The sequence below is a fragment of the Paenibacillus sp. Lou8.1 genome, from assembly GCF_024213565.1.
GTDB lineage: Bacteria > Bacillota > Bacilli > Paenibacillales > Paenibacillaceae > Paenibacillus > Paenibacillus polymyxa_B.
This window is the reverse complement of record NZ_JANAVN010000002.1, coordinates 16,099-41,239: the sequence shown is the minus strand read 5'-3', so window position 1 is coordinate 41,239 and position 25,141 is coordinate 16,099. Positions and strand designations below refer to the sequence as shown.

20 protein-coding genes and 1 pseudogene are annotated in these 25,141 nt (G+C 42.6%); 20 read left to right on the top strand and 1 reads right to left on the bottom strand.

Annotation, left to right across the window (positions count from 1 at the left end; genetic code table 11):
* Position 1: 1 nt before the first annotated feature.
* Genes NLX78_RS02950 through NLX78_RS02910 form a run of 9 tightly spaced genes read left to right on the top strand, consistent with a single transcriptional unit; the run spans position 2 to position 8,742 of the window.
* Positions 2-1,318 (top strand): hypothetical protein, encoded by a 1,317-nt coding sequence (locus tag NLX78_RS02950; protein ID WP_254349562.1) that lies wholly within the window; start codon positions 2-4, stop codon positions 1,316-1,318.
* The gene (locus NLX78_RS02945) at positions 1,311-2,420 is read left to right on the top strand and encodes a hypothetical protein (RefSeq protein ID WP_254349561.1); all 1,110 of its coding nucleotides are present in this window, start codon (positions 1,311-1,313) and stop codon (positions 2,418-2,420) included. The genes NLX78_RS02950 and NLX78_RS02945 overlap by 8 nt, the downstream gene beginning before the upstream one ends.
* Entirely contained in the window at positions 2,392-3,561 is a 1,170-nt protein-coding gene (locus NLX78_RS02940; protein WP_254349560.1) for a radical SAM protein, read from the top strand. The genes NLX78_RS02945 and NLX78_RS02940 overlap by 29 nt, the downstream gene beginning before the upstream one ends.
* A gap of 50 nt (positions 3,562-3,611) precedes the next feature.
* Positions 3,612-4,601 carry an ABC transporter ATP-binding protein gene (locus NLX78_RS02935; protein WP_254349559.1) on the top strand — a complete coding sequence of 330 codons (990 nt, stop codon included), beginning with the start codon at positions 3,612-3,614 and terminating at the stop codon, positions 4,599-4,601.
* Complete coding sequence (locus NLX78_RS02930) at positions 4,598-5,407, top strand: ABC transporter permease (RefSeq protein ID WP_165176800.1); 810 nt, start codon at positions 4,598-4,600, stop codon at positions 5,405-5,407. The genes NLX78_RS02935 and NLX78_RS02930 overlap by 4 nt, the downstream gene beginning before the upstream one ends.
* Positions 5,408-5,410: 3 nt before the next feature.
* A complete protein-coding gene (locus tag NLX78_RS02925) occupies positions 5,411-6,223 on the top strand; it encodes an ABC transporter permease (RefSeq protein WP_231109362.1) in 813 nt (270 codons plus the stop codon).
* 35 nt (positions 6,224-6,258) lie between these two features.
* Positions 6,259-7,209, top strand: coding sequence for a methyltransferase domain-containing protein (locus NLX78_RS02920; protein WP_254349558.1), 951 nt, complete (start codon positions 6,259-6,261; stop codon positions 7,207-7,209).
* Positions 7,202-8,173 carry a 3-oxoacyl-[acyl-carrier-protein] synthase III C-terminal domain-containing protein gene (locus NLX78_RS02915; RefSeq protein ID WP_250261297.1) on the top strand — a complete coding sequence of 324 codons (972 nt, stop codon included), beginning with the start codon at positions 7,202-7,204 and terminating at the stop codon, positions 8,171-8,173. Before NLX78_RS02920 ends, NLX78_RS02915 begins: the two co-directional genes overlap by 8 nt.
* Positions 8,125-8,742 (top strand): beta-ketoacyl-[acyl-carrier-protein] synthase family protein, encoded by a 618-nt coding sequence (locus NLX78_RS02910; RefSeq protein WP_254349557.1) that lies wholly within the window; start codon positions 8,125-8,127, stop codon positions 8,740-8,742. Before NLX78_RS02915 ends, NLX78_RS02910 begins: the two co-directional genes overlap by 49 nt.
* Before the next feature lie 1,092 nt (positions 8,743-9,834).
* On the opposite strand, the gene NLX78_RS02905 is transcribed toward NLX78_RS02910, so the two are convergent.
* Positions 9,835-10,626 carry a Shedu anti-phage system protein SduA domain-containing protein gene (locus NLX78_RS02905; protein WP_254349556.1) on the bottom strand — a complete coding sequence of 264 codons (792 nt, stop codon included), beginning with the start codon at positions 10,624-10,626 and terminating at the stop codon, positions 9,835-9,837.
* Positions 10,627-10,968: 342 nt separating this feature from the next.
* On the opposite strand from NLX78_RS02905, the gene NLX78_RS02900 reads away from it, so the two are divergent.
* The 11 genes and pseudogenes from NLX78_RS02900 (at position 10,969) to NLX78_RS02850 (ending at position 25,062) form a co-directional block, all read left to right on the top strand.
* Complete coding sequence (locus NLX78_RS02900; RefSeq protein WP_254349555.1) at positions 10,969-14,745, top strand: hypothetical protein; 3,777 nt, start codon at positions 10,969-10,971, stop codon at positions 14,743-14,745.
* 188 nt (positions 14,746-14,933) lie between these two features.
* Positions 14,934-15,227 carry a hypothetical protein gene (locus NLX78_RS02895; protein ID WP_025723560.1) on the top strand — a complete coding sequence of 98 codons (294 nt, stop codon included), beginning with the start codon at positions 14,934-14,936 and terminating at the stop codon, positions 15,225-15,227.
* Positions 15,228-16,713: 1,486 nt separating this feature from the next.
* The gene (locus tag NLX78_RS02890; protein ID WP_025723561.1) at positions 16,714-17,352 is read left to right on the top strand and encodes a hypothetical protein; all 639 of its coding nucleotides are present in this window, start codon (positions 16,714-16,716) and stop codon (positions 17,350-17,352) included.
* A gap of 180 nt (positions 17,353-17,532) precedes the next feature.
* A complete protein-coding gene (locus tag NLX78_RS02885) occupies positions 17,533-18,135 on the top strand; it encodes a hypothetical protein (protein WP_254330428.1) in 603 nt (200 codons plus the stop codon).
* 5 nt (positions 18,136-18,140) lie between these two features.
* Positions 18,141-19,163, top strand: a complete 1,023-nt coding sequence (locus NLX78_RS02880; protein ID WP_254349554.1) for a tyrosine-type recombinase/integrase — start codon at positions 18,141-18,143, stop codon at positions 19,161-19,163.
* A complete protein-coding gene (locus NLX78_RS02875; RefSeq protein WP_069012404.1) occupies positions 19,160-19,795 on the top strand; it encodes a hypothetical protein in 636 nt (211 codons plus the stop codon). The genes NLX78_RS02880 and NLX78_RS02875 overlap by 4 nt, the downstream gene beginning before the upstream one ends.
* Positions 19,716-21,209, top strand: a complete 1,494-nt coding sequence (locus NLX78_RS02870) for a site-specific integrase (protein ID WP_254349553.1) — start codon at positions 19,716-19,718, stop codon at positions 21,207-21,209. The genes NLX78_RS02875 and NLX78_RS02870 overlap by 80 nt, the downstream gene beginning before the upstream one ends.
* Before the next feature lie 25 nt (positions 21,210-21,234).
* Entirely contained in the window at positions 21,235-22,191 is a 957-nt protein-coding gene (locus NLX78_RS02865) for a hypothetical protein (RefSeq protein ID WP_254349552.1), read from the top strand.
* A gap of 120 nt (positions 22,192-22,311) precedes the next feature.
* Positions 22,312-22,908 (top strand): site-specific integrase, encoded by a 597-nt coding sequence (locus tag NLX78_RS02860; protein WP_254349551.1) that lies wholly within the window; start codon positions 22,312-22,314, stop codon positions 22,906-22,908.
* A gap of 39 nt (positions 22,909-22,947) precedes the next feature.
* Positions 22,948-23,520, top strand: a complete 573-nt coding sequence (locus NLX78_RS02855) for a hydrolase (protein ID WP_025723565.1) — start codon at positions 22,948-22,950, stop codon at positions 23,518-23,520.
* Between the two features lie 72 nt (positions 23,521-23,592).
* Positions 23,593-25,062, top strand: a pseudogene (locus NLX78_RS02850) (MFS transporter).
* The last annotated feature ends 79 nt before the right edge of the window (positions 25,063-25,141 follow it).

Here is a 25,141-nt window from a genome sequence, read left to right as displayed (position 1 = left end):
TATGTTGGTTGCCAGCACCTTTGATTCGGAAACCTATTGGCGTGAAGAAGGGAGTAGCAGGTTGCCTTTTATTCCTGATCCTTCACGGTCGCGGGTGGTAATGGCTATGGATGAATTGCTGGCTTCCTTATGCGGCCCGGAGGACACACTGTTGACCCGCTTTGAGATGGATGAGGCGCACATGGATTATTTGGCACACATCGGCTTTCATTTTACACAGCTTAGTGCGAATGTCCCAAGCCATGAACCAAATCTATTTCGCGCTCTGTACGAAGTTCCAGAGACCGACGAGCGGCTGAAGCAGTTTAGTGAAATGACTCCCTTTTCAGTCGTACCTTACGTTCACGAGCTTCTCGACAGGTACAACTATTCGAACAAGCTGCCCACCCTTCAAGACGTTAAACGAGTAAATTCTAAGTTGTATTCCGCCGATCTTGCTAAGAGACTTCTGGGCAGCTCCTATAGCCAGCCAGTGTTCAGCGCGGATGAATTGGCTGCAGTAGGGCTAGAGCTTATGGGGTTGTCGAATGGGGTCCTGTTAAAAGACCCCTTTGGCGTAGCTGGAAAAGGCAATATGCTGTTTAAAAACCTATCCTCTTTGGAACGTGTAGTAAGATATTTGCGCAAACAAGAGCAAGCTGGTTCCTCAACGGCGTTTCTTGTCGAGCCGTTCCTTGACGTGGAATATGATTTTTCCTGCCAATTTTCAATTGATGAGAGCGGGTCGTACCAGATCGTCGGCTTGCAGCAAATCATCAATCGACAGTTTGCTTATGTGGGGTCACAAGCGATGCAGGAGGAGAACAGTCATTCGCTAATACGGAACGGTTATTTCGATGTCATTGAGAAGCTTGCTTCCTCACTATACAAGGACAGGTACTTCGGCCATGTTTGTGTTGACTCCATGATACTAAAGGACGGGACAATCGTGCCGATTGTAGAAATCAACGCCCGTCAATCGATGGGACTGGTCAGTCATCGACTGGGCGAACGGCTGGAAAATGGGAAGCACGGGATATTTACGTTCCGAACGGTAGGCAGTCGCCATCGGTTTGATTACGGGGAGTGGCTGCGACAGCTGGATGATGACGGCGTTTTATACCCTAATCATACCGGTGAGGGCATCATTCCGCTTTCCCCGGCGTGCATGTTTGCTGGCTATGGGGAATCAGATTACCCACAGACATTAAGCGAAGGCAGTTTCATCAAGGGCAGGCTTTATCTGTTTGTAATCGCGCGAGATGTGCAGGAGCAGAAAAGTTTAATCGACAAGCTAAAGGAACGTTTTGAAGTCCAGGGAGGCAAGTGGTATGGATAGTCATTTGAAGCCTTGTGTCACTATACTTGGATCCGGTAACTCACTAGGTGTGTACATGCCCGCCGTACAGCTAGGCATTTACCTGGAGCGTTCCGGCATTTCAAACGAAGTCTGTGTGCTCGAAAATGTGTATGTCGACGGCTTAAAGAACAAAGTGCCGGCTTATCGTAAAGCTTTTCATGATAATTTCGCTATCGCTCGGAAGAGTGTGGAGTTGGCTCGCGATATTTCAGATTGCCTGGATCCCACCAAGGTACAGCTGCTGCTGGAAGATTGGTCCCGTGAGCGCCGGACGTCGTTCATTGCGTTGACTGGGTTCTGGATCCCGATTTTGGAACAATATGAACGGTTTGTTGGAACTCGGCTCGAGGTCGACATGCTTCATCTCGATGCTACGCTTTCGCCATCTTATTTGGTCTATGGATCTCGAAGCGAGCGGTACAACCACATTTGGTTTTACGAACCGACCAAGAAGCGTTTTGAATTACAACTTCCGATGACGGACGAAGCACCGATCCCGTTTCGCCAGCGAGAAGAGAGAATGGTGGTCCATGGTGGCGGCTGGGGGATTGGGACCTACCCGCAGGCTGTTAGAGACCTGCTTGAAGGCGGTATGGAGCTGGATGTTCTGGCTTATTTTGACGAGGATATCCAGCCTGATCCACGCATTTGCTATTATCGGAACGACCCCTCGTGGAGTCCGTGGCTGAGGAATAGACGAGGGGAGTTCGGTTTTCCTCCATTTGCTCAGATCCAACATGGAGAGACTCCCATTTACTTAGACAGCGGAACTGTTCCCCTGCTATTTGAACGAATTCGCCGTTGCACAGCCATTGTCAGTAAGCCGGGTGGCTATTCCTTGATGGAATCGTTCGCCGCTGCGACGCCTATGGTTTTTCTTGAGCCCTTTGGAAGACACGAAACCGCCAATGCTGAATATTGGATTAAGCAAGGATTTGGCGTGTCCTTTACGGATTGGAAGATGCAGGGGTTCAACATCGAGATATTGGAACGTGCTCATTGTAACCTACTACATGCCCGCGAACATTGCAAAACTTATGGAGGTGTAAATTATGCAACCCAAAACGAGTCGGAAGTTTGATGAGCGTGTGTTTAACGATCTGAAGCGTACAATTATGAATATGTCCCGGGTCAGTCGGCTTCGAGCGACCGATAGTCGCTATGCGATGGAGATCCCGGAAGATATCGGGATCAAGCTGAACAACGGGTGCAACTTGCGTTGCAAGCATTGCTACGAGTGGAACGCGGACGGCTTTCACTGGGACATGTCCAAGGAGGAGCAAGGTAAAGAAATTGATGTCGCGTTGGTCGATAAGCTCCTTGCCTTCACCCATGAGAAGAAGTCGAAAGTCTATCTTTGGGGCGGAGAACCGCTGTACCATAGCAAGTTCGATCAGATTGCGAATCTGCTGGAACGCGATCAGCGGACGACGACGATTTGTACAAACGCGATTCTTCTGGAGGAAAAGTTAGATTCACTGCTTAAGATCGGTGAGGGACTTGTTGTACTAGCCAGTCTGGAGGGATTCGAGGCTGAGAACGACGCGATTAGGGGCAGAGGGACCTACAAAAAGGTGGTTAGTGCCATAGAGCGTCTGCTGGAGTTGCAACGGCAGGGCATTTTCAAGGGCAGAGTATCCGTCAGCTTGACGATGAATGATCTCATGATTCCCAAAATGTTTGATTTTATGAAGTTTTTCGTGGAGATGGGCGTGGATTCGGTCTACTTTGTATATCCGTGGTATATCGCACCTGAGTCTGCTCAGGAGATGGACAATTTCTTCATTAAAGAGTTTGACTGGTTGGATCCAATCCGTCAGGGTAGCTGCAGTTGGAATTCATTCACTTATCATATCTCCGGCGAGAAGGTGGGGGCACTCAAGGAGGAGGTTCTCCGCATCTCCGAGCAAACATGGGGAAGCCGGGTTCGATTTATGCCCGCATTGGAGCAAGACGAGATAGAGGATTTTGTCACTGGCGTGCAGAGAACCGGGATGAAGCGGAAGGAATGCTTGGCGATCTCCACCCGAATGGACGTATTGCCGAGCGGAAACGTCACTCCGTGCAAGTTCTTTCCTGAGATGGCGGTCGGCAACATTAGTGATGTGGATGTGAAGGAGGTTTGGAAGGGGGAAAATTTTTCCAAACACCGAGAGGTATTAGCTTGCGGACTGATGCCGGTCTGTTCCCGATGCGGGTTACTTTATCATTATGGCCGGTAAACGTTATCGTCCACCTTCTAGTTCGATTTAATTGTTAAGGAGGAGCGCAATTGACAGCGATCCATGTGGTGCAGTTAGCTAAAAACTTCACCTATTACACCAAAGAGGTCGGAATGCTTCATTCCATTAAAAACCTCTTTTATCGGAAAAGTTTGACGAAGAAAGCGGTGAAAAATATCTCCTTTTCGATCGAAGAGGGGGAAATGGTTGCTTTCCTTGGGCCTAATGGGGCAGGCAAAACGACGACGCTAAAGATGCTCTCTGGCATCTTACATCCAACTAGCGGCGAACTTACTGTACTGGGCTTCAAGCCTTATGAGCGAAATAAGGAATTCAAGAAGCAGTTCGCTATTGTAATGGGGCAGAAGAGCCAACTATGGGTTGACTTGCCTGCGGCGGAATCCATTTTGCTAAATAAATATATCTATCAGGTTGACGATCGGCATTACAAACAAACACTGAACGAACTCATCGAACTGTTGGACGTCAAGCACATTATGAATGTTCAGGTAAGGCGTTTATCGCTAGGTGAGCGTATGAAGATGGAGCTCCTTGCGGCGCTTATTCATAAACCGAAACTGCTTTTCCTGGATGAGCCGACGATCGGGCTCGATATTGTTACACAGAAAAAGGTGCGGGAGTTTTTGAAGTATTACAATGAACAGCATAGGACAACAATTATTTTGACAAGTCATTACATGAAGGACATCGAGGATCTGTGCAAGCGGACGATCATTATTAATGATGGCAGGCTCGTCTTCGACGGGGATCTGAAGCGAATCGACGATGTTTTGAACGACACGAAAATCATACAGTTAAAAATTAAGCAACACGTAGCGACTGGACAGCTGCAGTTGTACGGGAAGGTGCGTCAATCGGACGGATTTCATGCCACGCTGGAGATAAGTAAGGAGCGCATTAGCATGGCTTCCAGGGATTTGCTTGAACACTACCCGATTGAAGATATTACGATCGAAGATATTCCTATCGAGGAAGTCGTTGTATCCTTGTATCAGCGGGATGATCGGGTATCCGGATGAGTGCCTTTCCCAAATACGGACGCGTGTTCCAGTTAGGCGTTCAGTCTTCACTTGAATATCGATTTGACTTTCTCTTTTCCTTGATCAGTGCATTCTTTCCGATTCTGATCCAATATTATATTTGGTCAGCGGTCTATGGAAGATCGGAATCGTCGGAATTTTTCGGATATACCTATGGCCAAATGATTTTATACACGATAACGGCAGCCATCGTGACGAAAATTGTGACAACGGATATAGGTCAAAACGTGGCCACCGAGATCAAGGATGGTGGGTTGAATAAATATTTGGTTCAACCGGTCAGTTTTTTCGCTCTGAAGCTATTTACTATGCTGGGGCAAAAGATTTTCTTTTTTTCAGCCATGCTATGTATCTTGCTGTTTACACTCGTTTACTTGACCGGAACTTATGGTATACGGATTCCCTTGGCACATATTCTACTCTTTATGGTGTCAATGGTCATGTCTTTGTTGTTAAACTTTCTTATCTCTTATACGCTCGCGGCTGTTGCATTTATATTGTCTGAAATCTCCTATTTTTTTGAAATGACCGGCTTATTTGTCATCATTTTAAGTGGTGGTGTTTTTCCGATTGAGGTGTTTGGTAAGACTATAAATAAGATTTTAGACTACTTGCCATTCAAGTATACGATCCATTTTCCTGCGAATGTTATTAATGGCAGATTGTCAATGGACGAGGCAGTACAAGGAATCGGGATGCAGTTCTTCTGGATGATCGCGCTGCTTGCCTTTTCACGGATCGTATGGCGCGCCGGAATGAAGAAGTATCTCGGATTGGGGGGCTGACCGGTGAGAGGATGGCTGGGAACGCTTCGCAACTACCTAATGATTTACTTTTTGTTCATTAAGAACTGTTTTATTGCTCAAATGGAATACAGGACGAACTTCATACTCGGGATTGCTGTGGAAATCGCATACTTGTTTGCCAAGCTGCTTTACGTCGTAGTAGTCTATGAGACGGACTTGCATATCGGATCGATCACGCCTGATGGTATCTTGATGTTTGTCGGCACATACACGATTATGACCGGTCTTTATTCCGGGCTCTTTTTCCCTAATTTCGTCAGGGTATCCGAGTATATACGCAGCGGGACGTTGGATCTACTCATGGTTAAGCCAATTTCACTACAGTTTTTGGTTTCGCTTCGATACATCGATCTTGGGATGCCAATTCCGAATTTCATCGCGGGTGGAACGATGGTTGTGATCAGTTGGAATGCATTAAATATCCCGGTAACGGCATGGAGTTTATTCTCATTTTTGTTTTACTTGGGGACAGCGTTGATCATTACTTACTGTCTCATGTTCATCCCAGCCTTGTTATCCTTCTGGCTTGTTAATACGGGAGGGCTGGCGGGAATTTTCTATTCCATTTGGGACGCCAATAATATGCCAATGCCGATCTATTCACGTTTCATCCAACGAATCGGCGTGTATTTATTGCCTTTTCTCGTCATTACGAATTTTGCGCCTATGATGGTGATGAATCAGCTGACACCTGCTTTGGCGGTATGGGGCGCTATCGTACCAATTGTGCTCCTTGTAATCGTTCGCTTTGTTTGGAGTCGGGCAATACGTAATTATAACAGTGCAAGCGGCTAAAGGCTGACAACTTAATTGAGGGAGGGAGGAATGACATGCATATGCTTCGTTGGCCGGCAACCGGCATTGCCTTAGTATGTCCTATTTGCAAGTCAAAGCTAAACACATCGGATCAGATGTTGGTGTGCGGGGAGTGCGCGGTCAGTTACTTCTTCGGTGATGGTGGTGTTCCGTTTATGCTGGCTGATCTGCAAGGGCAGGAAAGCGGGGAAACTGCAGTCCTCAAAAAGGATATCATGAAGATGTTCACTAACTATAATCGGTCCTTGGACGAGAGTGGCTTTTCCCGTTTCTCGACATTTATCAATTGGGGGTTCGCCTCCGAGTTCAATCAGGCCCCAGCAAGTGTCAATCGAAACTCCATCCGGCTTCTGCAGGAGTGCTTGGATGGTTTATATCTCGAGGATAAGAACATTTTGGAGGTAGCCTGTGGCAGGGGGGGAGGCGTGCGAGAGCTCTGTCGAAGTTACGGTGTGAGAAGCGTTGTTGGCTTAGATCTGACCGAAGCCAATATTGCATTTTGCCAATTGACCAACCGTTTCCCAAATGCCTATTTTTGTGTTGGGGATGCCGAGAGGCTTCCTATCGGTTCGTCATGCTGTGATTTTGTCCTCAACATGGAAGCGTCTGATCTATATCCATCGATTAAGTCTTTTTATGACGAGGTCTTCCGGGTGCTGAAACCGGGCGGGACTTTCGTTTATGCGGACGATTTGCCAACCTGGAAGTTTGACGATGGTGAACGATATTTGCTTGAACTGGGCTTCGAGCTGCTTATATCACGCGATATCACGGGGGAAGTTTTGCTTTCAAGTGATCAAGTTCTAAAGAATCGCATAGCCGCTTTTGGTACTGAAGATCAGATGGATACTACGATTTGGAAAACAATGGGTGTGCCAGGCACTTCCTTGTACGATGAAATGAAAAGCGGGGAACGCCAGTACAAGATCATGCATTTCCGAAAGCGGGCTCATCACAATGTATGAGAACCACGTGACGATCGTCGATTATTCCGTCTATCTCCCGAAGTCCCGTATCCATGTCTCGAAAGCGATTCAGCAGGTGAAGGCCGACGGCGTAGAATTTCGAATGAGCGATTCGGAATACTTGAACAAAGGCTTTGAGCTGGTGCCCATAGAAGAGGAACTTGAATTGGAACAGATGATTGCTACCGTGTGTAGGCCAATTCTGCGCCGGGCTCTGCAGATGAATGTACAGATCGCGGCGGTCATGTTTGCTAGTGTAACGAATAATGAAAACGGTGAACGGAATCTTTTTGATCGCCTAGCAGATGAATTCGCCCTTGAGGCAGTCCCATTTATCCCTTTGGAGGAATATTCTTGTTCCACGATGCACTTATCGTTGTGCCTGGCGTCGAACTACTTCATGGCCCCGCGTCAGCAAGGTGAAGGAATCTTGTTCATCACTGCCGACAGAGCCATGAATTCTTATGAACGGAGCGATCCGTTCATGGTGTTCGGTGACGGCGCGAGTGCTGCTTTATATATGAAGGGGCAGCGTCAAGGACAGCAGACACTTGCTTCGGTTATGAGAGTCGACGGCCTCGTATACGATCTGGCTCCAGATCGTATTCAATTATATTACTCAACGTTTTATTTAGGGGTCAGACAGGCAGTAAGAGCAGCATTAAGCGAGTCTGGTATTCACATTGCTCAGATCGCCGTGATCTTTTGCACCAATTTGGGGCTACACGTATGGAGTATGCTGGCTCAAGTGCTGAGGGTGTCCCTGGAACGCTTCTACAATCTAACCCTCTCCAAGGACGGACATATTCATAACACCGATATCCTAAATAATATCGATCACGCTATCCGTTCAGGTTTCTTGAAAGAAGGGGACTTGTATATGACGATTTCCGTTGGCTTTGGAGGCTATTACGGTTGTGCGATTCATCGGTATTCCAAGAAGGTGAACGAGCTATGTATTTGACATTTCATCATGCTGAGGCCGCTGTGGGATTAGAAATGCCATGGGGACGGATAACCGATCTAATTGAAAAGAATAGGAATTGGACCGAAGGAATTGACTTGCTCTGTTACTGTCATCAGACGGACTTTGAAGCTGGTGTTAATGGCTGTGCTAAACTGAGACAAGAATTAGGGCTAAATGAGGTTATGCCCATTTCCGTCGGGCAGTCTGGTAGCCTTTCTCTATCTAATGCATTAACAATATTAGACTGGATGTTCAATAGCGGTAAAAAAAATCATGCTCTTTGCGTCATTGCCGACTCATTCATTCCAGATCATATCGACAAACAAGGGAGTTGCTTGAGTATGACCGCACTGATCGGTGTGTCGACTATGGCCGGTGATTATCGAGTTGAAAGCTGCCGTAAGCTTCCAGGCACCAACGTTAAAGCAGGAGCAAAAAGCGCAGTTGAACCGATCCTAAAGCTTGGACTGCACCAATCAGAGTTTACAAGCGATCTGGAGATGGAAGTCGTCACGTTCGATGCTGGAGTCTTCGGTGCAAGCCAACTGAAGTTACGACGAACATAATTTCCTCGTACCCACCATCTTACCAAGGCCATTTAGGAGAAGGATTGGTTTTTTCCATGCGCTCCATCGTGACCTCGGGATATTGCTTCTTGTCGAGGGACAAGAACATTGTGTCATTGAAGTCGCTATTTTAGCGGCTTTTTTATTTTATCGGTAAAAGTTCGTGTCCCGAGCCAAGGACAAGAACTTTTACCGATTGCCGGAATGGACAAGAACATAGTCCGATTGCCGATTAGATGTATATCGCTATTTTAGGAGGATAGGACGACTTTTATTGTGGGATGAAGTTACAGGGAGTTGAAAGTGCTTTTTACCGATCAAGGGGTTCGGTGAATTTTAAAGTCAGATTTTGAATATTGAGAGTTAGTAAAAAAGGACCTCAGAAACTGAAAAATTTCGAGGTCCTTTACTGCGGATTTGGATTGAAAACGACGTTGACGACAAGCATCATCTAAGAAGACTCCCAGCGGGTGACCTTTTTTGTAAAACCTTTACAAAAATGCGTAACAGGCAGAAAGCCCTTGATTGGGAGAAAGCGAATGCTATGAGTCTATGGAAAAAAGGCAATTCAATGAGTAGACATCAACAACCACGTCCATGGGAAGAATAGAGGGAGATGAGCGTATTGTATCTAAAAGCATTTGATCTAGATTTACCTTATATAATTAATGATGAAAATGTTGAATCAATGAAGTGGGGCTATTTATCATGAAATAAATTAGAGATGTATAATTTATCAAATAATGTCGGGTGATAAAAACAATATCTCATTAATTGCTGCGAAAATCGCGGCTTTTTTTATTTTATGGGATAAAGTTCTTGTCAAAACCAAATGACAAGAACTTTATCCCATTTCCGATTTTGACAAGAATATTATCTCATTTCCGACGAACCAATCATCGAAAGTCTCTATTTTAGCAGCTTTTTTGTTTTATCGGTACAAGTTAGTGTCCGGAGTCGACAACAAAAACTTGTACCGGTTGCTGAAAGGACAAGAACATAGTGTTATTATTGATTTGGTATTTACCTAAACAGCTTAATTCGGCTTATGTGTAAGAAAAGTGGACGTATCGGCAGTTATTAATAAGTTGCTTACCCAACAACTGCCTTAGCAGTATCATAAAGATTATCATAATGCAGAAGTTCAATCTTTTGTTCCGTTTTGGTACGACGCTTAGTTCGGTAAGTTTTTTCGTTAAAGTCTGCCCGACGGCCTGCAACAACGACGAAATGCATTCTCGTCCTGTCGGGTACCATAAATTCTAAAGGTAATTGTTGTGCCGCGTTCTTGTACTTTAGAATAGCTTCTTGAAAAGATGTATAGTACGATTCGAGCCAATCAGACCAGTCTTTTACTTGACGAATACCCTTTCTGAAAGCATCGCCTAAATCACCGTCACTCAAAGTGATTTTCCCGTACCGTGCTTCTAACTCAACAAAGACGAATTCATAACCGCCTGAATTTTTGCCGATTATCAAGAAATCAACTTGGATAGTTGTACCTAACTTAAGCTCTGGAAAGATGAAGGCATCGTGATGACCAAAGTTATAATTTTGTAAAATGGAGGCGATTATGAAATAGGATTTATTCTCTCGAATCCAATTTAAAACTGTTCGCTCAGGCGTTCCATGACTATCTAACATTTCAGCATATTTTTCGCATAAGTAGTTAAGCTCCGACTCGTTTTTCAATTCTTCAATGTCTAGGTAGTTATTTGGAAAAAGGCTCATGAAATGGCGTGCAGCTTTCGGGTACTCTCTGAACAAACTTTTGCGTATCCACTTCCCCCCCAACTTCCCAACCTTCTCCGCTTCCTTTTTCTCATCCCACAGCTTCAATTCTTCATCGGTAAGGTAAGTATAGTCTCGTTCGTATATTTTCATATGTGGTCCTCTTTTTCGATAGTATTAAACATACCTAATTTTAGCATAAGAGCTTTAATTATCATTATATAATCAGCAAGAATTACTGGAGCTAATAGTGTTTGGTTGCTCTCAATACCACGTAAACTAAATTGTTGACCGTTCCCAATAAAACCGGGTAAAGGTTGATAGTTATTTCTGTTGAAAAACAAAGTAAGTATTAAAATCCGTCACTACCAAAAGAATGTTCTCTTCGTGGAACATAGTTCTCGAAGTGTTGAATTTTCAATGGTAATATATAGATTGAGTACAAGTCATAAGCACAAGAAGTCTATACATGTGTATACAAAACGGGGGATAAGTATGCTTGAAATAACAGGTGATGAAATCGCTCAACTTAATGATACCGACCTAAGATCCTTGGTAGGCCTTCTTTGTGAAGCAGAACTGACATCTGCACAAATCACGACAGCAGGAGTGACTTGGGGAGGTAATCAAAATGCTAAAGATGGCGGAATAGATGTGCGTGTTGAAGTGAAATCAATAATGGATAATGATGGTTTCATCCCGAGATCAAACACGGCATTTCAAGTGAAGAAACCTGATATGCCTCGGAGCAACATTTTGGATGAAATGCGGCCAAAAGGAATACTAAGAGAAGTAATAAGAGATTTAGCCGATAATAAGGGAGCTTACATTATTATAAGTAGTCAGGGATCTACTTCGGATTCTGCATTAAGTAGCAGAAAATTAGCCATGCAAGATGCTATTTCAGATTATGCCAACGCTTCACAATTAAAAGTTGACTTTTATGATCGTGAGCGTATTGCCAGTTGGGTAAGAAGCCATCCTTCTATGATTTTATGGGTTAGAGACAAAATTGGACAACCTCTACAAGGATGGCGATCATTTGATAACTGGGCAGACCATTCTGAGAGTGATGATGGAGGATATCTATTGGATGGAACCTCTCGTTTGTCTAACTCATCAAGTATTGCTGCAAAAGGAATGGATTTGTTACAAGGTATTCAGGAACTAAGAACAATTTTAAAGCGTCCTGGTAGTTCTGTTCGGCTAATTGGATTGTCAGGTGTGGGGAAAACACGCCTAGTTCAAGCTTTATTTGATGATCAAGTTGGTGAGAAAGCTCTAAACAAATCACTAGCTTTTTATACAGATCTTGGAGATGCCCCACTTCCTGACCCTAAATCCTTTACTGCAAGACTTAAATCGCTTGGAAAACGGGGAATCTTGATAGTCGATAATTGTCCTCCTGATCTACATAATCAACTAACTAAATTAAACTCAAACAATAGTCTCATTAGTTTAATTACAGTTGAATACGATGTTAGAGAGGATCAGCCCGAACAAACAACTGTTTTCCGGTTAGAACCTTCTTCAATAGAGCTATTAGAAAAAGTAATTTGTAAGAAATTCACGCATATAAACAGTGTAACCTCAAGAAAAATAGCAGAAATGTCTGGTGGGAACGCACGTGTTGCTGTTGCCATAGCAAGAACAATAAAGATGGGAGAAAACATATCCCACCTAAGGGATTCTGAATTATTTAATAGATTATTTCATCAACGACATGATTCAGACTCAAAGTTACTTAAAGCTGCCGAAATCTGTTCACTCGTCTATTCATTTAATATTGAGACGGAAGCAACAAGAAATATTGAAATGACCATTCTTGCTGAATTAGCAGGAATGAGTGTCTTGGAACTGTATCAAAATGTTGCCGAATTAAAGAGGAGAGATCTCGTACAGCAGCGGAGCACGTGGAGAGCTGTATTACCACATGCTATAGCAAATAGGTTAGCACAGAGCTCATTAGAGAATTTTCCACTCCCGTTACTAAGAGATGTTTTTGAAAAGCGTGCTAATAAGAGGTTATTAATATCATTTTCCAGAAGGCTTGGTTATCTTCATCACAATCAAACTGCTCGAAAAGTTGCTCAAGAATGGCTCTCAGATGGGGGACCGTTGGAGGATTTTCGCAAACTCGATAATGCTGCTGTGACTATGCTTGGTAATGTTGCACCACTTCACCCCGAATTAGTCCTAGCACATATGGAGGAAATTTTAGATCAAGATCGAGACTCAACTTTCTTTTCCCGTCATAATGAAAATTTTAGTTACTTTACAAGTTTGTTAAAGTCTTTAGCATATGATGTTGAGTTTTTTGATAGATCTGTTCAATTATTATGTCATTTTGCTTTAACAGAAGATGTTAACGAGAACAAAAACTCGATACGCAGTACATTAAAATCATTATTTTACATTTATCTTTCTGGAACACACGCTACTGTAGATCAAAGATTAAAAATCATTTCTAATCTAATTGAGTCAGATTCAGAGCAAAAAAATGCATTAGGACTTTCCCTTTTAGATGCAGCACTAGAAGCTTGGCATTTTACATCTATTAATAGCTTTGATTTTGGAGCTCACGTCCGAGACTATGGGTACCATCCAACATCTAATGATGAAATCAGATCTTGGTATGAAACATTCATTCAATATGCTGTGTCAATAGTTTTATCAGAAAAAATAATATCTACTGAGATAAAGGCAATCCTCTGTAGAAAATTCAGGGGGATATGGACTAGAGCAAAAGTTTACAATGCGTTAGAATCCGCTGTGAGAGAAATTTCGGCTAAAAATCCATGGTATGGGGCTTGGTATGCTGTTAAAAACACTATAGGGTTTGATTCTGACAAAATGTCAAAAGAAGCTGTATTTCGACTTGAATCATTAGCTACATTACTGGGACCCCAAAATTTATATGATGAAGTAATGCTGCTAACATTGCCCGATCACGGAAGTCTTCTTAACATAGTAGAAGCAAAAGATACTGAAGAGGCATTGACTAAGATTAGAGATTTATCGCAAGATTTTGGCTATAAAATTAGTTCTCAAGAAGATACCTTGAATGCCTTGTTGATACATCTCATGAGTACTAATGGAAGAAATGTATTTCAATTAGGACAAGGCCTGGCCAAAGGGACTAATGATCCCAAAAAACTATGGGCTACAATGGTTGAAAAACTAAGTACGATCGAACACAATAAACGTAATTATCAACTGCTACAAGGCTTTCTGGATTATCTTACTTCAACTGATAACAGCAGCACTAAAGAACTACTAGATGAAGCAATAGATCACGAGATACTTTCGGAAGTTTTCCCAATTCTTCAGATTGTGATAATTGACATAGATGGAATTGAACGTATAAAAAGATCCCTCCAGCTAGGGAAAGCACCAATTTACTTATACGGGAATCTAGCTTACACACACACATCTGAACTAAATAACGAAGACTTATTCTGCGAGTTAATTCGACTAATTAGCTCTAAACAGAATGGATTGGCCGTTGCTATAGATATCTTTAATATGAAATTTCACCAAAACAATAATGAATTGAGTCCAAGAATACTCACTTTGGGCCAAGAATTAGTTTTAGGTTACGATTTTTCTCAAGAAACTAATAGCTATTCATATCAAATATCAGAAATAGTTAAATCATGCTTTCAAAACAAAGATGCTGCTGATAAAGCAAAACATCTAGCTGTAAAACTCTATACTGCCATTGCAGATAATCGTGTTTTTTACACCAACTTTGATTATATTTATAAATCTCTAGTTGAGGCCCATCCGTTTGTATTTTTGGATGTATTTATAGGAGATCATAACGAATTAGATTACTACATCGAACAGATATTCAGTGGACAATTGATGGTGAGTCCATTGAGAAGCATCCCCCATGAAACATTTATTGAATGGTGTAACATCAAAGGAAAAGCACATTATCCTTTAATAGCATCGGCTATTGAACCGTACATGCATGTAGCCGATCAATTGCAATGGACACCCGTAGCAATATTCCTGATCAATCATTATTCTGATCCTTCAGTTATTTTAGAAGAATTTATGCATGTCTTTCATCCAAATCAATGGGAAGGATCACTAGCAGATAAAATGGTAAAACGCCTTCCACTGTTAGAAAGCCTTATGATTCACGAAAATCCAGTTGTCTCACAGTGGGCCAAAAATAAAGAACCGATTTTGAAGAAAGAAATTATCAGAGTCCATGAATGGGAACAATCACGAGAACAGAATCAGAATGAGCGTTTTGAGTAATGATGGAGATATTCGCTATGTTCACAATTTCTTACCATCAAAAAAACTTAGAGCCTACTGATTTAAATAGCTTATAGATTCTGCAGAGGCGTCGCCAGATTGGCGACTTCTTTGTTGTAAACTACCAGTTTCTATATGTAAAAATTTTTAATTGAAAATATATTACTCATATAAAAGAATTGATATGTATGAAAGATAAGCAACTGAGCAATCCATTTGCATCCGGGAGCGGCGGTGTACACTTTGAAGCTCATATCCAAGCTTCTTTTGTTACATTGATGCTTACAGGTGGATTTGCGCCTTGTTTATCGCGATGGCCTGTGGTCGAATTAAAGCTTCAAGGGAAAATCGATGGGTTTAATACCGATGGCTTAATTGTTTTTGTTGAGGAACCTGTTTCGAAGAGAAAAGCTAAAATGCTTACACAAATTAAGCATAACAGGTTAGCTTACTTGGTATATAAGAAACACTTGAATGTCTAAATAGTTCTTTTAAATCATCCGGAATCTTTTTAGTGATAATTGTTCCAGCATTTTGATTCCATGTTTATACAATATCGACAATACGAGGCCAAACCCAATGCGGATATTGTTGATCAAACTATGAAATATGTGAATGCAAAAGCGGTAACACAACATTTCATTAATTGCTGCGAAAATCGCGGCTCTTTTATTTTGGGATAAAGTTCTTGTCAAAACCAAATGACAAGAACTTTATCTCATTATCGATTTTGATAAGAATATTATCCCATTCCCAACAAAGCAATTCGGGTTATTGAACCATTTCACGATAGGAGCAACCCTTAAATAACGGGCTTGATCGTTCACAGTTGAAAGTGGAAGATCTATAATCTAGGATCATCATCGGAAGTATTGAGAAGCGCATAGACGAATTGAAGATTTTATACATTTTACAATAAGAAACGTGCCTGTTGTCTTCTGTCGCAAACCTATAAATCGGGAGACAAGAACATAGTTCCATTGAAAGTCGATAATATAGTGCCTTTTTTGCTTTAACGGTACAAGTTCTTGTCCCGACTCGAGGAGAAGAACTTGATCCCATTGCCGATTTGATACTCATCTAATAAGATTCAAAGGATTTCGAAAGATTCTGGTTCTTATAACTCTTTTCTCTTTTTCTTCGTAGTCTTGGATGGTGGCCGCAGGATAGGCTGGAGGTGCTGCGGAAGCAGTAACACGAGGCTTTGCGCGCCGGCTGCCCGCGACGCAGTTGCGGTTCTCCTGGTGCCGAACCGAGAAGGAGAGGCTCAGTCGCTCATCTGAAGGTTGTCATTTTAAATTTCCAAAAAAATATATCGCATTAGATGACAGTTAATTATTTGTGGATGTAAAATATAACCGACAGGTAATAGGAGTTTACAGTATTTATATCAAGGCTTAAGGTTTAGGTGCTGGTTCCAATCATCAGTTTTTTTATTTCCAGAAAACAACGCTTAGCTGGCTAGGTAAAAAGATTATTTGATGGGACAATACGTGGATGATGCCGAGGACAAGAACATTGTCCCATTAAAATTCGCTATTTTGGTCATAACCTTGTGAAGTAGACAACCCCTAAAAAACAACCCTATGCTGCGACCGTTTCCCATTTCTGAAAGCGCCAATGGTTGTAAATCTAATCGTAATTTTGGATATCCTGCTATAGCTCCAATAATGTTTGAGGTTTAGTTAAATAGATCTTTTCGGTTTTGAGATGCGAAAAGAACGACTCAATACAAGCGTTGTCAAAGCAGTTTCCAATTCGGAATGGCTGATAATAACCCTAAACTTCGTGAGTTTGTGATAAAACGGTTTCGAGGTGTATTGAAATTCTTGGAGATGGCAGGGGATTTGTGGAAAATATTGAATATTAAAATTAACAAGCGCAATTTGATGAAAACTGTTTTGCGACTTATACTTACGTTAAGATTGATAAGTTATAAAACAAAGTATTCTGTGAGGACAAATTAATATGAAGGATAAACAACTCAGTAATCCGATTTCTACGGGAGGCGGGGGAGGACATTTTGAGGCCCACGTTCAAGCTTCTTTTGTCATCTTAATGCTTACAGGAGGAGTTGCACCTTGTTTGCCTCCTTGGCCTATTACTGAAATAAAACTACAAGGAAGAGTTGATGGGTTTAATACTGATGACTTTATTGTATTAATAGAAGAGCCTGCTTCAAAGAGAAAGCGAAAGTTACTTGGTCAGATCAAGCATAGGATTAAAATCACTCAAGGAGATGAAATATTCTCGGAAGTCATTCGAGCAGCGTGGAGTGATTTTAATAATCCTAAAATTTTTAATAAAGAAAAAGACATTATTGCACTAATCACGGGTCCACTGAATGCAACAGATTTTCATAATGTACAGTGGCTATTGAACCAGGCACGGCATACGAAAGATGTGGAGGAATTTGAGAGGCAGGTAACTCAAGCCAATTTCAGCCCTTCTAAAAGTGAAGAAAAGTTGAACGTGATAAAGTATCATTTGAAGCTAGCCAATAATAATCAAGAGGTGTCTGGCAAAGAACTTTATTCTTTCTTAAATCATTTTTATTTATTAGGGTATGATCTTGGAGAAGAGGAAGGAGAAATGGGAAGTAAATAATGTAAATCTCGAAACCCCTTATCTTATCTATGGATAGGGGGTGAATTATTGTTGTCAGAATGCAACGTATTGTGTAGAATTAAAGAAAATTATGGAAACATAATTGAGGTGGGGGTGGTCCCTCTATACTCAACTTATACAGAGGAATGAATAAAAATGCTTGGGAGAGGGGGGGAGTGTGTGTATAAAGAGCTTCTGAGCATAGCACAGCTAATGGGGGAAACAATGCGATTGGTTGGGTATGCCCGATACTACAAATCCCTTAACATTGATGGTTTACATTACATACATCAAGTAGAAGGTACCCAAGTGATCGCTATTGTTAAACCAAATCATAGTACTCATCATGAAGCTACAACATTTTTAATGAATCTATTATTAACGGAAAAGCTAAAAATGAATACGGTTACATGGCATGCCCAGAATCTGAAAAAGTTCTTGGATTACATGATGTTCTGGAGGCTAGAGGAAGATTTTGAACATATCCATAATATCGAAGTAAAAGCAGGTGGACCGTATCCTATTGAAGTAATATTACTGGGATTTGCGGATTACCTTCGATGTATTCCAAAAGGTTACAAGCCATTTGAAGATTTAAAGGTGGCGACTCACGGGATTCATTGGTCTATGTTAAAGAATATCCCCCTTAACAAACATGCAATGGCAGAAGGGAAGCTATCAACCGTAATTCGAAGCAGTCATAACGATTTAAAGAAAACCAACTGGTGTGAGTACCGTCTGGTGCACTTGCTCCGATCATCTATACTGCATGTGCATATCTGAAGTTCTTGCGTGATAGAACAACAAGATTTAAATACCTGCCATTAGAGCAGGTTCCGAGAAAAGAAATAAGAGATAATCATTCATTAATAGCGGGTACTGCGGGTAGTAGGGTGCGGATAGTGTTTGATGTGGAAAATATTGCTCGAGATTCCGGTACTGCAGGACCTGGAGGAGGGAAGAGCAGGCAAGCCTCTCCCATTAACCACGACAAGGTCTTTAGTGAGACCGAAGCAGACATGTTCTTTGAATTGATCGATCCGTATGAAAATGCTTTGGATCTTCTTCTCTTTGCGATATTGCGTTACTTTGGATTACGCCCTGGTGAAGCAGCTGAGATTCGAATTGAGCCGTCAACAATTCCTTCCAACTTAAACGTGTATCATACAGCAAGAGAGGAATTAACCGAGTCTCTTTCCGGGAACTTGCAGTTTGTAAAAGAACGCGGGTTGCGGGGGAATTGGGTCATTGATACGGGATGGAAAACGAAGGCTTCCTGCAGGGACGTGGCGTTGATAACTCACAAAACAATTGATCCATTTAGCAGGAAAAATATCCGATTTCCAACACAAGAGGAGTTCACTGATCTTCTGTATTGGGCACTTCTTCAGCGGCGGGAACTTTTGTCTTATTACACAAGTGAAGATCATGGCTATCTATTTGTATCAGAGTCAAACAATTCAAAAGGGAAGCCATTAAGTAAGAAAGGCGTTTACAGTAAGTATAATAATTTGGCTGATGACTTATTTCAACGAACTGGGGGAAGCGTAGACCTACGTTCCTACTATCCACACACCTTCCGACACTTATTCGCGACATCACTTCTCCTAAGATATCGCAGACCAATCGAAGAGATCAGCAAGTGGTTGGGGCATTCTTCTGTCGTGATTACGCGCGATACATATATTCATTGGATACCTGAGTCAAATAATGACACAGAAAAAGGTAAAGTAGATCATTTAGGGAGGGTATTTATGCGACAGGCGGAGATCTCAGAGGGAATCCACGCGCATGAGGAGGACTCGGAATGACACTAGAATGGACTCCATTATCGGAATTTCGCAAATTTTTAAAAAACACGCTGCGTTTGAATCATGTGAATCAAGTATTTTCTTCTATAAAAAATCCCGTCCTTCAATTATTTACTACATTTCCGGCCCCGGATAACTGGTTAGCTGTACCGCCTGAAGAGAGACCAACCTTTCGGCATCGCGACAGTCGAGACCTATGGTATGTCATTTTCTGGGCTTGGCATACAGGTTTTTGCAAGGGAAATGATGTAGTAGCACAATATCGTCGAAACGACTTGGTTTGTTACCTGTCAACCAGAGGTCGTGTTAATCTGTCGGATTTCCCCGTCAAAATGGGCCTCCTCAAAAATTCAGAAGCAGAACACATCCGCAAAAAAGACTCAAACCGTATAGGTTTGTTCAACAAACTATCTATACACCTTCTAGGTGTTATGAAACCGCTGGGCGATTTCACGGAAGAAGATATAGCGTTAGCGGATGTAATGCGTCCGAACGACAAACGTTATAACGCCAAGTGTTTAAAGGACATTCTTTTTGAGCTTGGATATTCGGATGAACCAGGAAGACGTAGGCAAAGAATACTGTTTGACGATTGCTGTGAGCATCCAAAGTGGGGGGGATATCGCACGTGAGTTTCGCGAGCATTTAAAACGAAGTAATTCGCTAGACTATTATATTCGTAAAGCGGGCAGTGCTTTGCATAAATTTTTCAAATGGCTTGACCAGCACGGGGAGTCGGATGCTTCATCTCTCGAGTATGAAGATTTTCTCGATTTGTTTGATTACATTTCAAAGAATAACGATGGAGAGGAGTTTTCAGCTAAGTATACCGGGAACAATCTTCTACACATAAAGTTATTCTTTGATTGGGGGAAAGGTTCTCATACATTTTTTCCAACATACGTTGACTGGCCCAGTGATTTATATTCTGGAATTCATCGTGAGGCCCAAGAAGAAACATATTCCGGTGATGGCCTCGCTTTTGATGACCCAAACTTCCCGATGCTCATGAAGGAAGCAATTGAAAATTATCATCCCGAAGATGATGTTGAAGTTTTATGTTGCGCTTTTTGGTTAATTATTGCCTCATCACCGGTGCGTAAAACGTATCTGCTCAATCTTCAGGCTGAAGAATGTATGCTGCCATTGCCTAATGCTCCATCAGCGGTAGGATTATACAGCCCATATTCAGGTATTGAGAAAGCTAAACATCGTAACGGCCAATTTCCTATAATTGATTCTGCAGGTCTTAGAGCGGTCGAATTTTTACAGAAAAGATCGAGCGATAAAGCCTTCCGACCGATACGGAACGAAAGAGCGGATGCATCGTATGTGCATCTTTTTCTATTGGAGAAATATCCCTGGATTTTGAATGAAAGACAAATATATAGGTTTTTTGATAAGATAGCAGAATTTATTGGACATGGAGATAAAAAAGGGAAGGCTCATGGTTACAGACACTATCTCATAACTCACATTGCAATCGAAACCGGGAACAGTGAGTTAGCACGACTTGCTGCAGGTCATGAAAATCAAACCATGCTGAATCGATACTTACGAAGTAATCTCTCCCGTCAAGCATTGTTATTTGCTACTATTAAGAAATATCAGGATGGTGAGATTGCGGGACGGTTTATTTGGCGAATCTTCGAAGCACTTGCCAGCGAACAAACTGAGCCTGACGAATTGATAAAAGCTTTGGGATCTGAAGAGCTATCTTTAGATGAATTCTTTGCAAAATTCGGGCTTCCAGCTCCTACAGGTGTAGGAAGATGTTTAATACAGGGGGCTTGCCTTTTTGAGGCAAAGTGTTTTTCCTGTCATCATTTCGCCATACGAAAAAGTGAAGCAGCACAGGCATTTCATACTTTGGCCAGATTAACCAAGGACATGTGGAACATGATGCGAGGCAGTCGGGATTTTACAACCAAAAACGCCAAGGCGGCCGGATTAGCTACGCAAATAGCGTTGCTTGGGGACATGATTCGGCATTTCGGCTATAGTGACGAACAGATTCAAATAGAGGTTATCAGTCGACTAGTCTGAGCTTAGATTGGAAAGAGGTGAAATCGTGTCGCAAATATTAGCTTGGCAATCCCTGAGATTTGGACCCATTACTGTAAGGCGAAAGGGACAATTCGAGAGTAGAGAGCATCTGACAAGATCGGAGTATGAACAATACAGATCGGCAGAGACTTGGGGACGGGTTGAACCTATTTTATCAAGCTCCTTAACGGATTTGGTACAACCCACAATATTTTTCAAGTTACCCGGCACCCAAAGAGATTACGTATTACTGCTTGCCTTTTTACAACGGATCAGTTTGCCTTTAGAGATCGTATTTCCAACCAAGACCGAATTCAATAAATTTCCTTTTCCCGAGTTACCGAATTTTGAGTACTTTGATGCGCTTTACGATAAATACTATCCGGTATTGTATCCGATGGATAGCGAAAAACAACTACAAAAGGCAAAGAAAAGGATTCCTTTGCTTCGAACTGTAGTTTGCTTATGGTTCGCAGGTTACGCCCTTAAGGAAGGGTTAGAGGGTAATCATATTATTACTTCCTCTGTATTAGCAAAAGCAAGTAAGATCGCTAAATATCATAGAAGTAGTTTAACCCTCCTAGGTAAGATGTTAGCTAAAGAAACAGATTCCTTGATTGAAAATAAACCGGTCATACCTTGCGATGAAGCGGAAAGAAGTCTCTGGATAGCCGCGGGAATATATCCAACCCAAACGCCGTTTGAGGAGAGTCTCTATACCTTTGCATTTTCTTACTTGAGGCAACGTGTGAATGATTCAATAACTGATGATTATTACGACGATGAAGGAAATTTACTTTTCAGATACGGTAAAAAAACTATCAGCATAAATTATTGGAAAGCGATAGTCAAGTACATCCGGTATTTTGCAATCAAATGTCGATCAAAAGGTCTTACTGACATAAGCGAGAATTCAATATCAGAAGTATACACAGAGATTTTTGGCCAGATGAAGGGACAAGAAGATAAGACGTTTTTCTGAGTGGCGCTTCGACATTGGCTTAGGTGGCTTATAAGAACTACAAATGCTTCATACAACATAGAACGGATTATGCCAAGACCTAGACGTGTTATGTCAAAAGATCATGGACGAGTATTTAGTATGTCCAAAGCTTATATTCTTGTGCAGACCTTAATGAACGATCAAACTCCTTTAATTAACGAGAACATTCTGATGGACTTTCGTCATAGGCGGGCTTGCCTGTTGATGTTATCAACTGCAGCAAGGCCTCATGAAATAGTTAATTTGCTTCAGAATGCTTTATTTATAGATTCGCAGGATAATTCCTGGATTCGTTTTCACAAAACCAAGACCATTCGCAATCAACCCGATCGAAACGGCTATGAATGGGTTCATCACGCTCTAGTGAAGAACGATGCTGCAAGATGGTTTAACGAATTGATTCATTTTGCCCCATCAGAACCTATATTTTTTCCAAGAGAGTGGGGTGGGGATGGCCTTACGGAACTTCGTTTACTGGCTTCAAAACATAATGATGGCCCTATACGAACTAGCGGACTGTATAATTTTTTAACTCGCATTCAATCGAAGTTATGGCCTGAACTTAGGAAGCCATATTTCACACCCCATAATCTAAGAGCGCTCCATCTTACTTATCGGCGTATCTTAGGAGACAATGATGAGCTACTAGAGAGGCAGGCCGGACATAGTCAAATGACCAAATGTTTAATATTTTAAACTTCAGGTCAAATCCAAAGGGTGAGGAGAACATATAGAATGGAAAAATTATTGGATCCGCAAAAAACAGCGTTAGTTGTCATTGATTTGCAAAAATGGCTTGGTAATCAATACGCCCCTTATTCCGCCGAGCAGGTAGTATCTAACGCTGCCGCCTTGGCAGATGCTTTCCGTGAGCAAGGCTCAATGGTTGCCCTGGTCCGGGTATCTAGCAAAGATCTGAAGGATATCCCGAGACCGAAGTTGGATTCGCCTGCACCACCACTGAATCTGCCTGAAGGATGGGATCAAATCGTCCCGGAAATGCGGGTCGCCGAAACAGACCACATCATTACTAAAAAGCAATGGGGAGCTTTTTACGGAACGGAGCTCGACCTGCAGTTGCGTCGCCGGGGAATCGACACCATCGTCTTATGCGGCATCGCTACCGGGCTTGGCGTGGATACGACCGCGCGGGAAGCGTTTATGAATGGGTATCAGCTGATTTTGGCGATCGATGCCATGACCGGGTTTTCTCAAGCCGAGCACGATCACGTGAAAAATTTTATTTTTCCACGCATCGGGCGTGTTCGGACAACACAGGAAATCATTTCTGCCTTTGCTGAAGTTTGAACCCAAAGGAGATGTGCCCTTGGATTTATCAGGTTCCAGGGGTCGTTTTTTTATTTCAGGAGGTTGGTCTCTATGACCCAAAAGAGAAGTCCCAAGTCCGATAGGATGTACCCCTGGTATGTCTTATCTGTAACCAGTCTCGGAGCGTTCCTGGTTCTGGTCAATATCGGAACGCTTAATGTCGCATTGCCGGAATTAAGCCAGCAATTTCATGCGAATGCGGCAGCTTCCAGCTGGATTTTACTTTCCTATATGCTGGTAAACACTATCCTGATTTTAATCTTCGGACAAATTTCGGATATTTTCGGAAGAAGCCGAATGTATTTAATAGGAATGGCCATCTTTACCGTATCCAGTTTACTACTCGGTTATGCTTTTAATGTAGAGGTACTAATCCTTCTTCGGATCGTACAGGCTGCCGGAGGAGCGCTCGTAGTGACGAACACAACACCGCTGATTACCGATGCGTTTCCCCAATCGCAGCTGGGCACCGGTCTCGGTCTGAATTTATTGTCCGCTTCCGTCGCGCAGGTGCTTGGCCCGGTCGTCGGCGGCGTGGTCACGACCGCCTGAGGCTGGAGGTGGGTGTTCTGGTCTAATGTTCCCTTCGGGATCATTGCTCTCATCTGGGGGCTCTGGATTCTAAGGGTGAAGCCCCTAGCGCAGCTCCATAAAAAAGTGGACGGATATGGAGGCATCATGATCTTTGTCGCTTTAGCGGGTCTAATCATTGCTTTATCCAAGGGGGGAGAACTGGGCTGGGGAGACAAGCAGGTGATCGGAGGTTTTGCGATATTCGCCATATTTACTACTATATTTTTATGGCATGAGCATCGTTCAGCATCACCTCTACTAGATTTAAGCCTTTTTGAAAGCTGGACGTTCAGTATGGGGAACATCGCTACATTCTTTAATTCTTTTGCCCGTACGGCGGTTGCTCTGCTCTTCGCTCTCTATTACCAATTTGCCTTCCACCAAAACGCGCTTAATGCCGGTCTAAGGATCCTTCCAATTACGATAGGGATGTTGGTCATTTCTCCGATTGCTGGCATGTTGACTAAGAAGGCGGCCATTCGAGTTCTGGCCTCACTTGGAATTCTTATTTCTATAGCAGGACTACTACTACTCCTATTCGTGGTCGGTGGAAATTTCTCTTACGGGGTCACCGCTTGCGGCATGTTGTTAATCGGGGTCGGGACCGGTTTATTCCTTACCCCCAATACGACGGAGGTCATGTCAAGCGTTCCGGAGCAAAGCCGCGGGGTGGCGAATGGACTGCGGTCCATGCTATATAACTTGGGTCAAGTGCTGAGTACGGCTCTTTCTTTAACCATCGTCGGCGCAGCGCTGCCAGCCCACCTGAAGAACGTGCTGTATTCCGGAAAGAACAATGTGATTTCTGCCGTTGATTTTGCTTTCGTCATTCACGGTTACCGCTGGGTCATCATCGCACTAATAGGGACTTCTCTACTCGCTCTTGCTGCCTCGTGGTTCCGTCCGCAACAGAAAAAAGCTTACGAAAGCTCTTCAGCGGCCTCTTGACTTTGACGCATTGATGCCGCGTCAATCCGTCCGATCCTCATCGATCGGTCCTGCGGCTGCCGCCATAACCCCAGCGCGT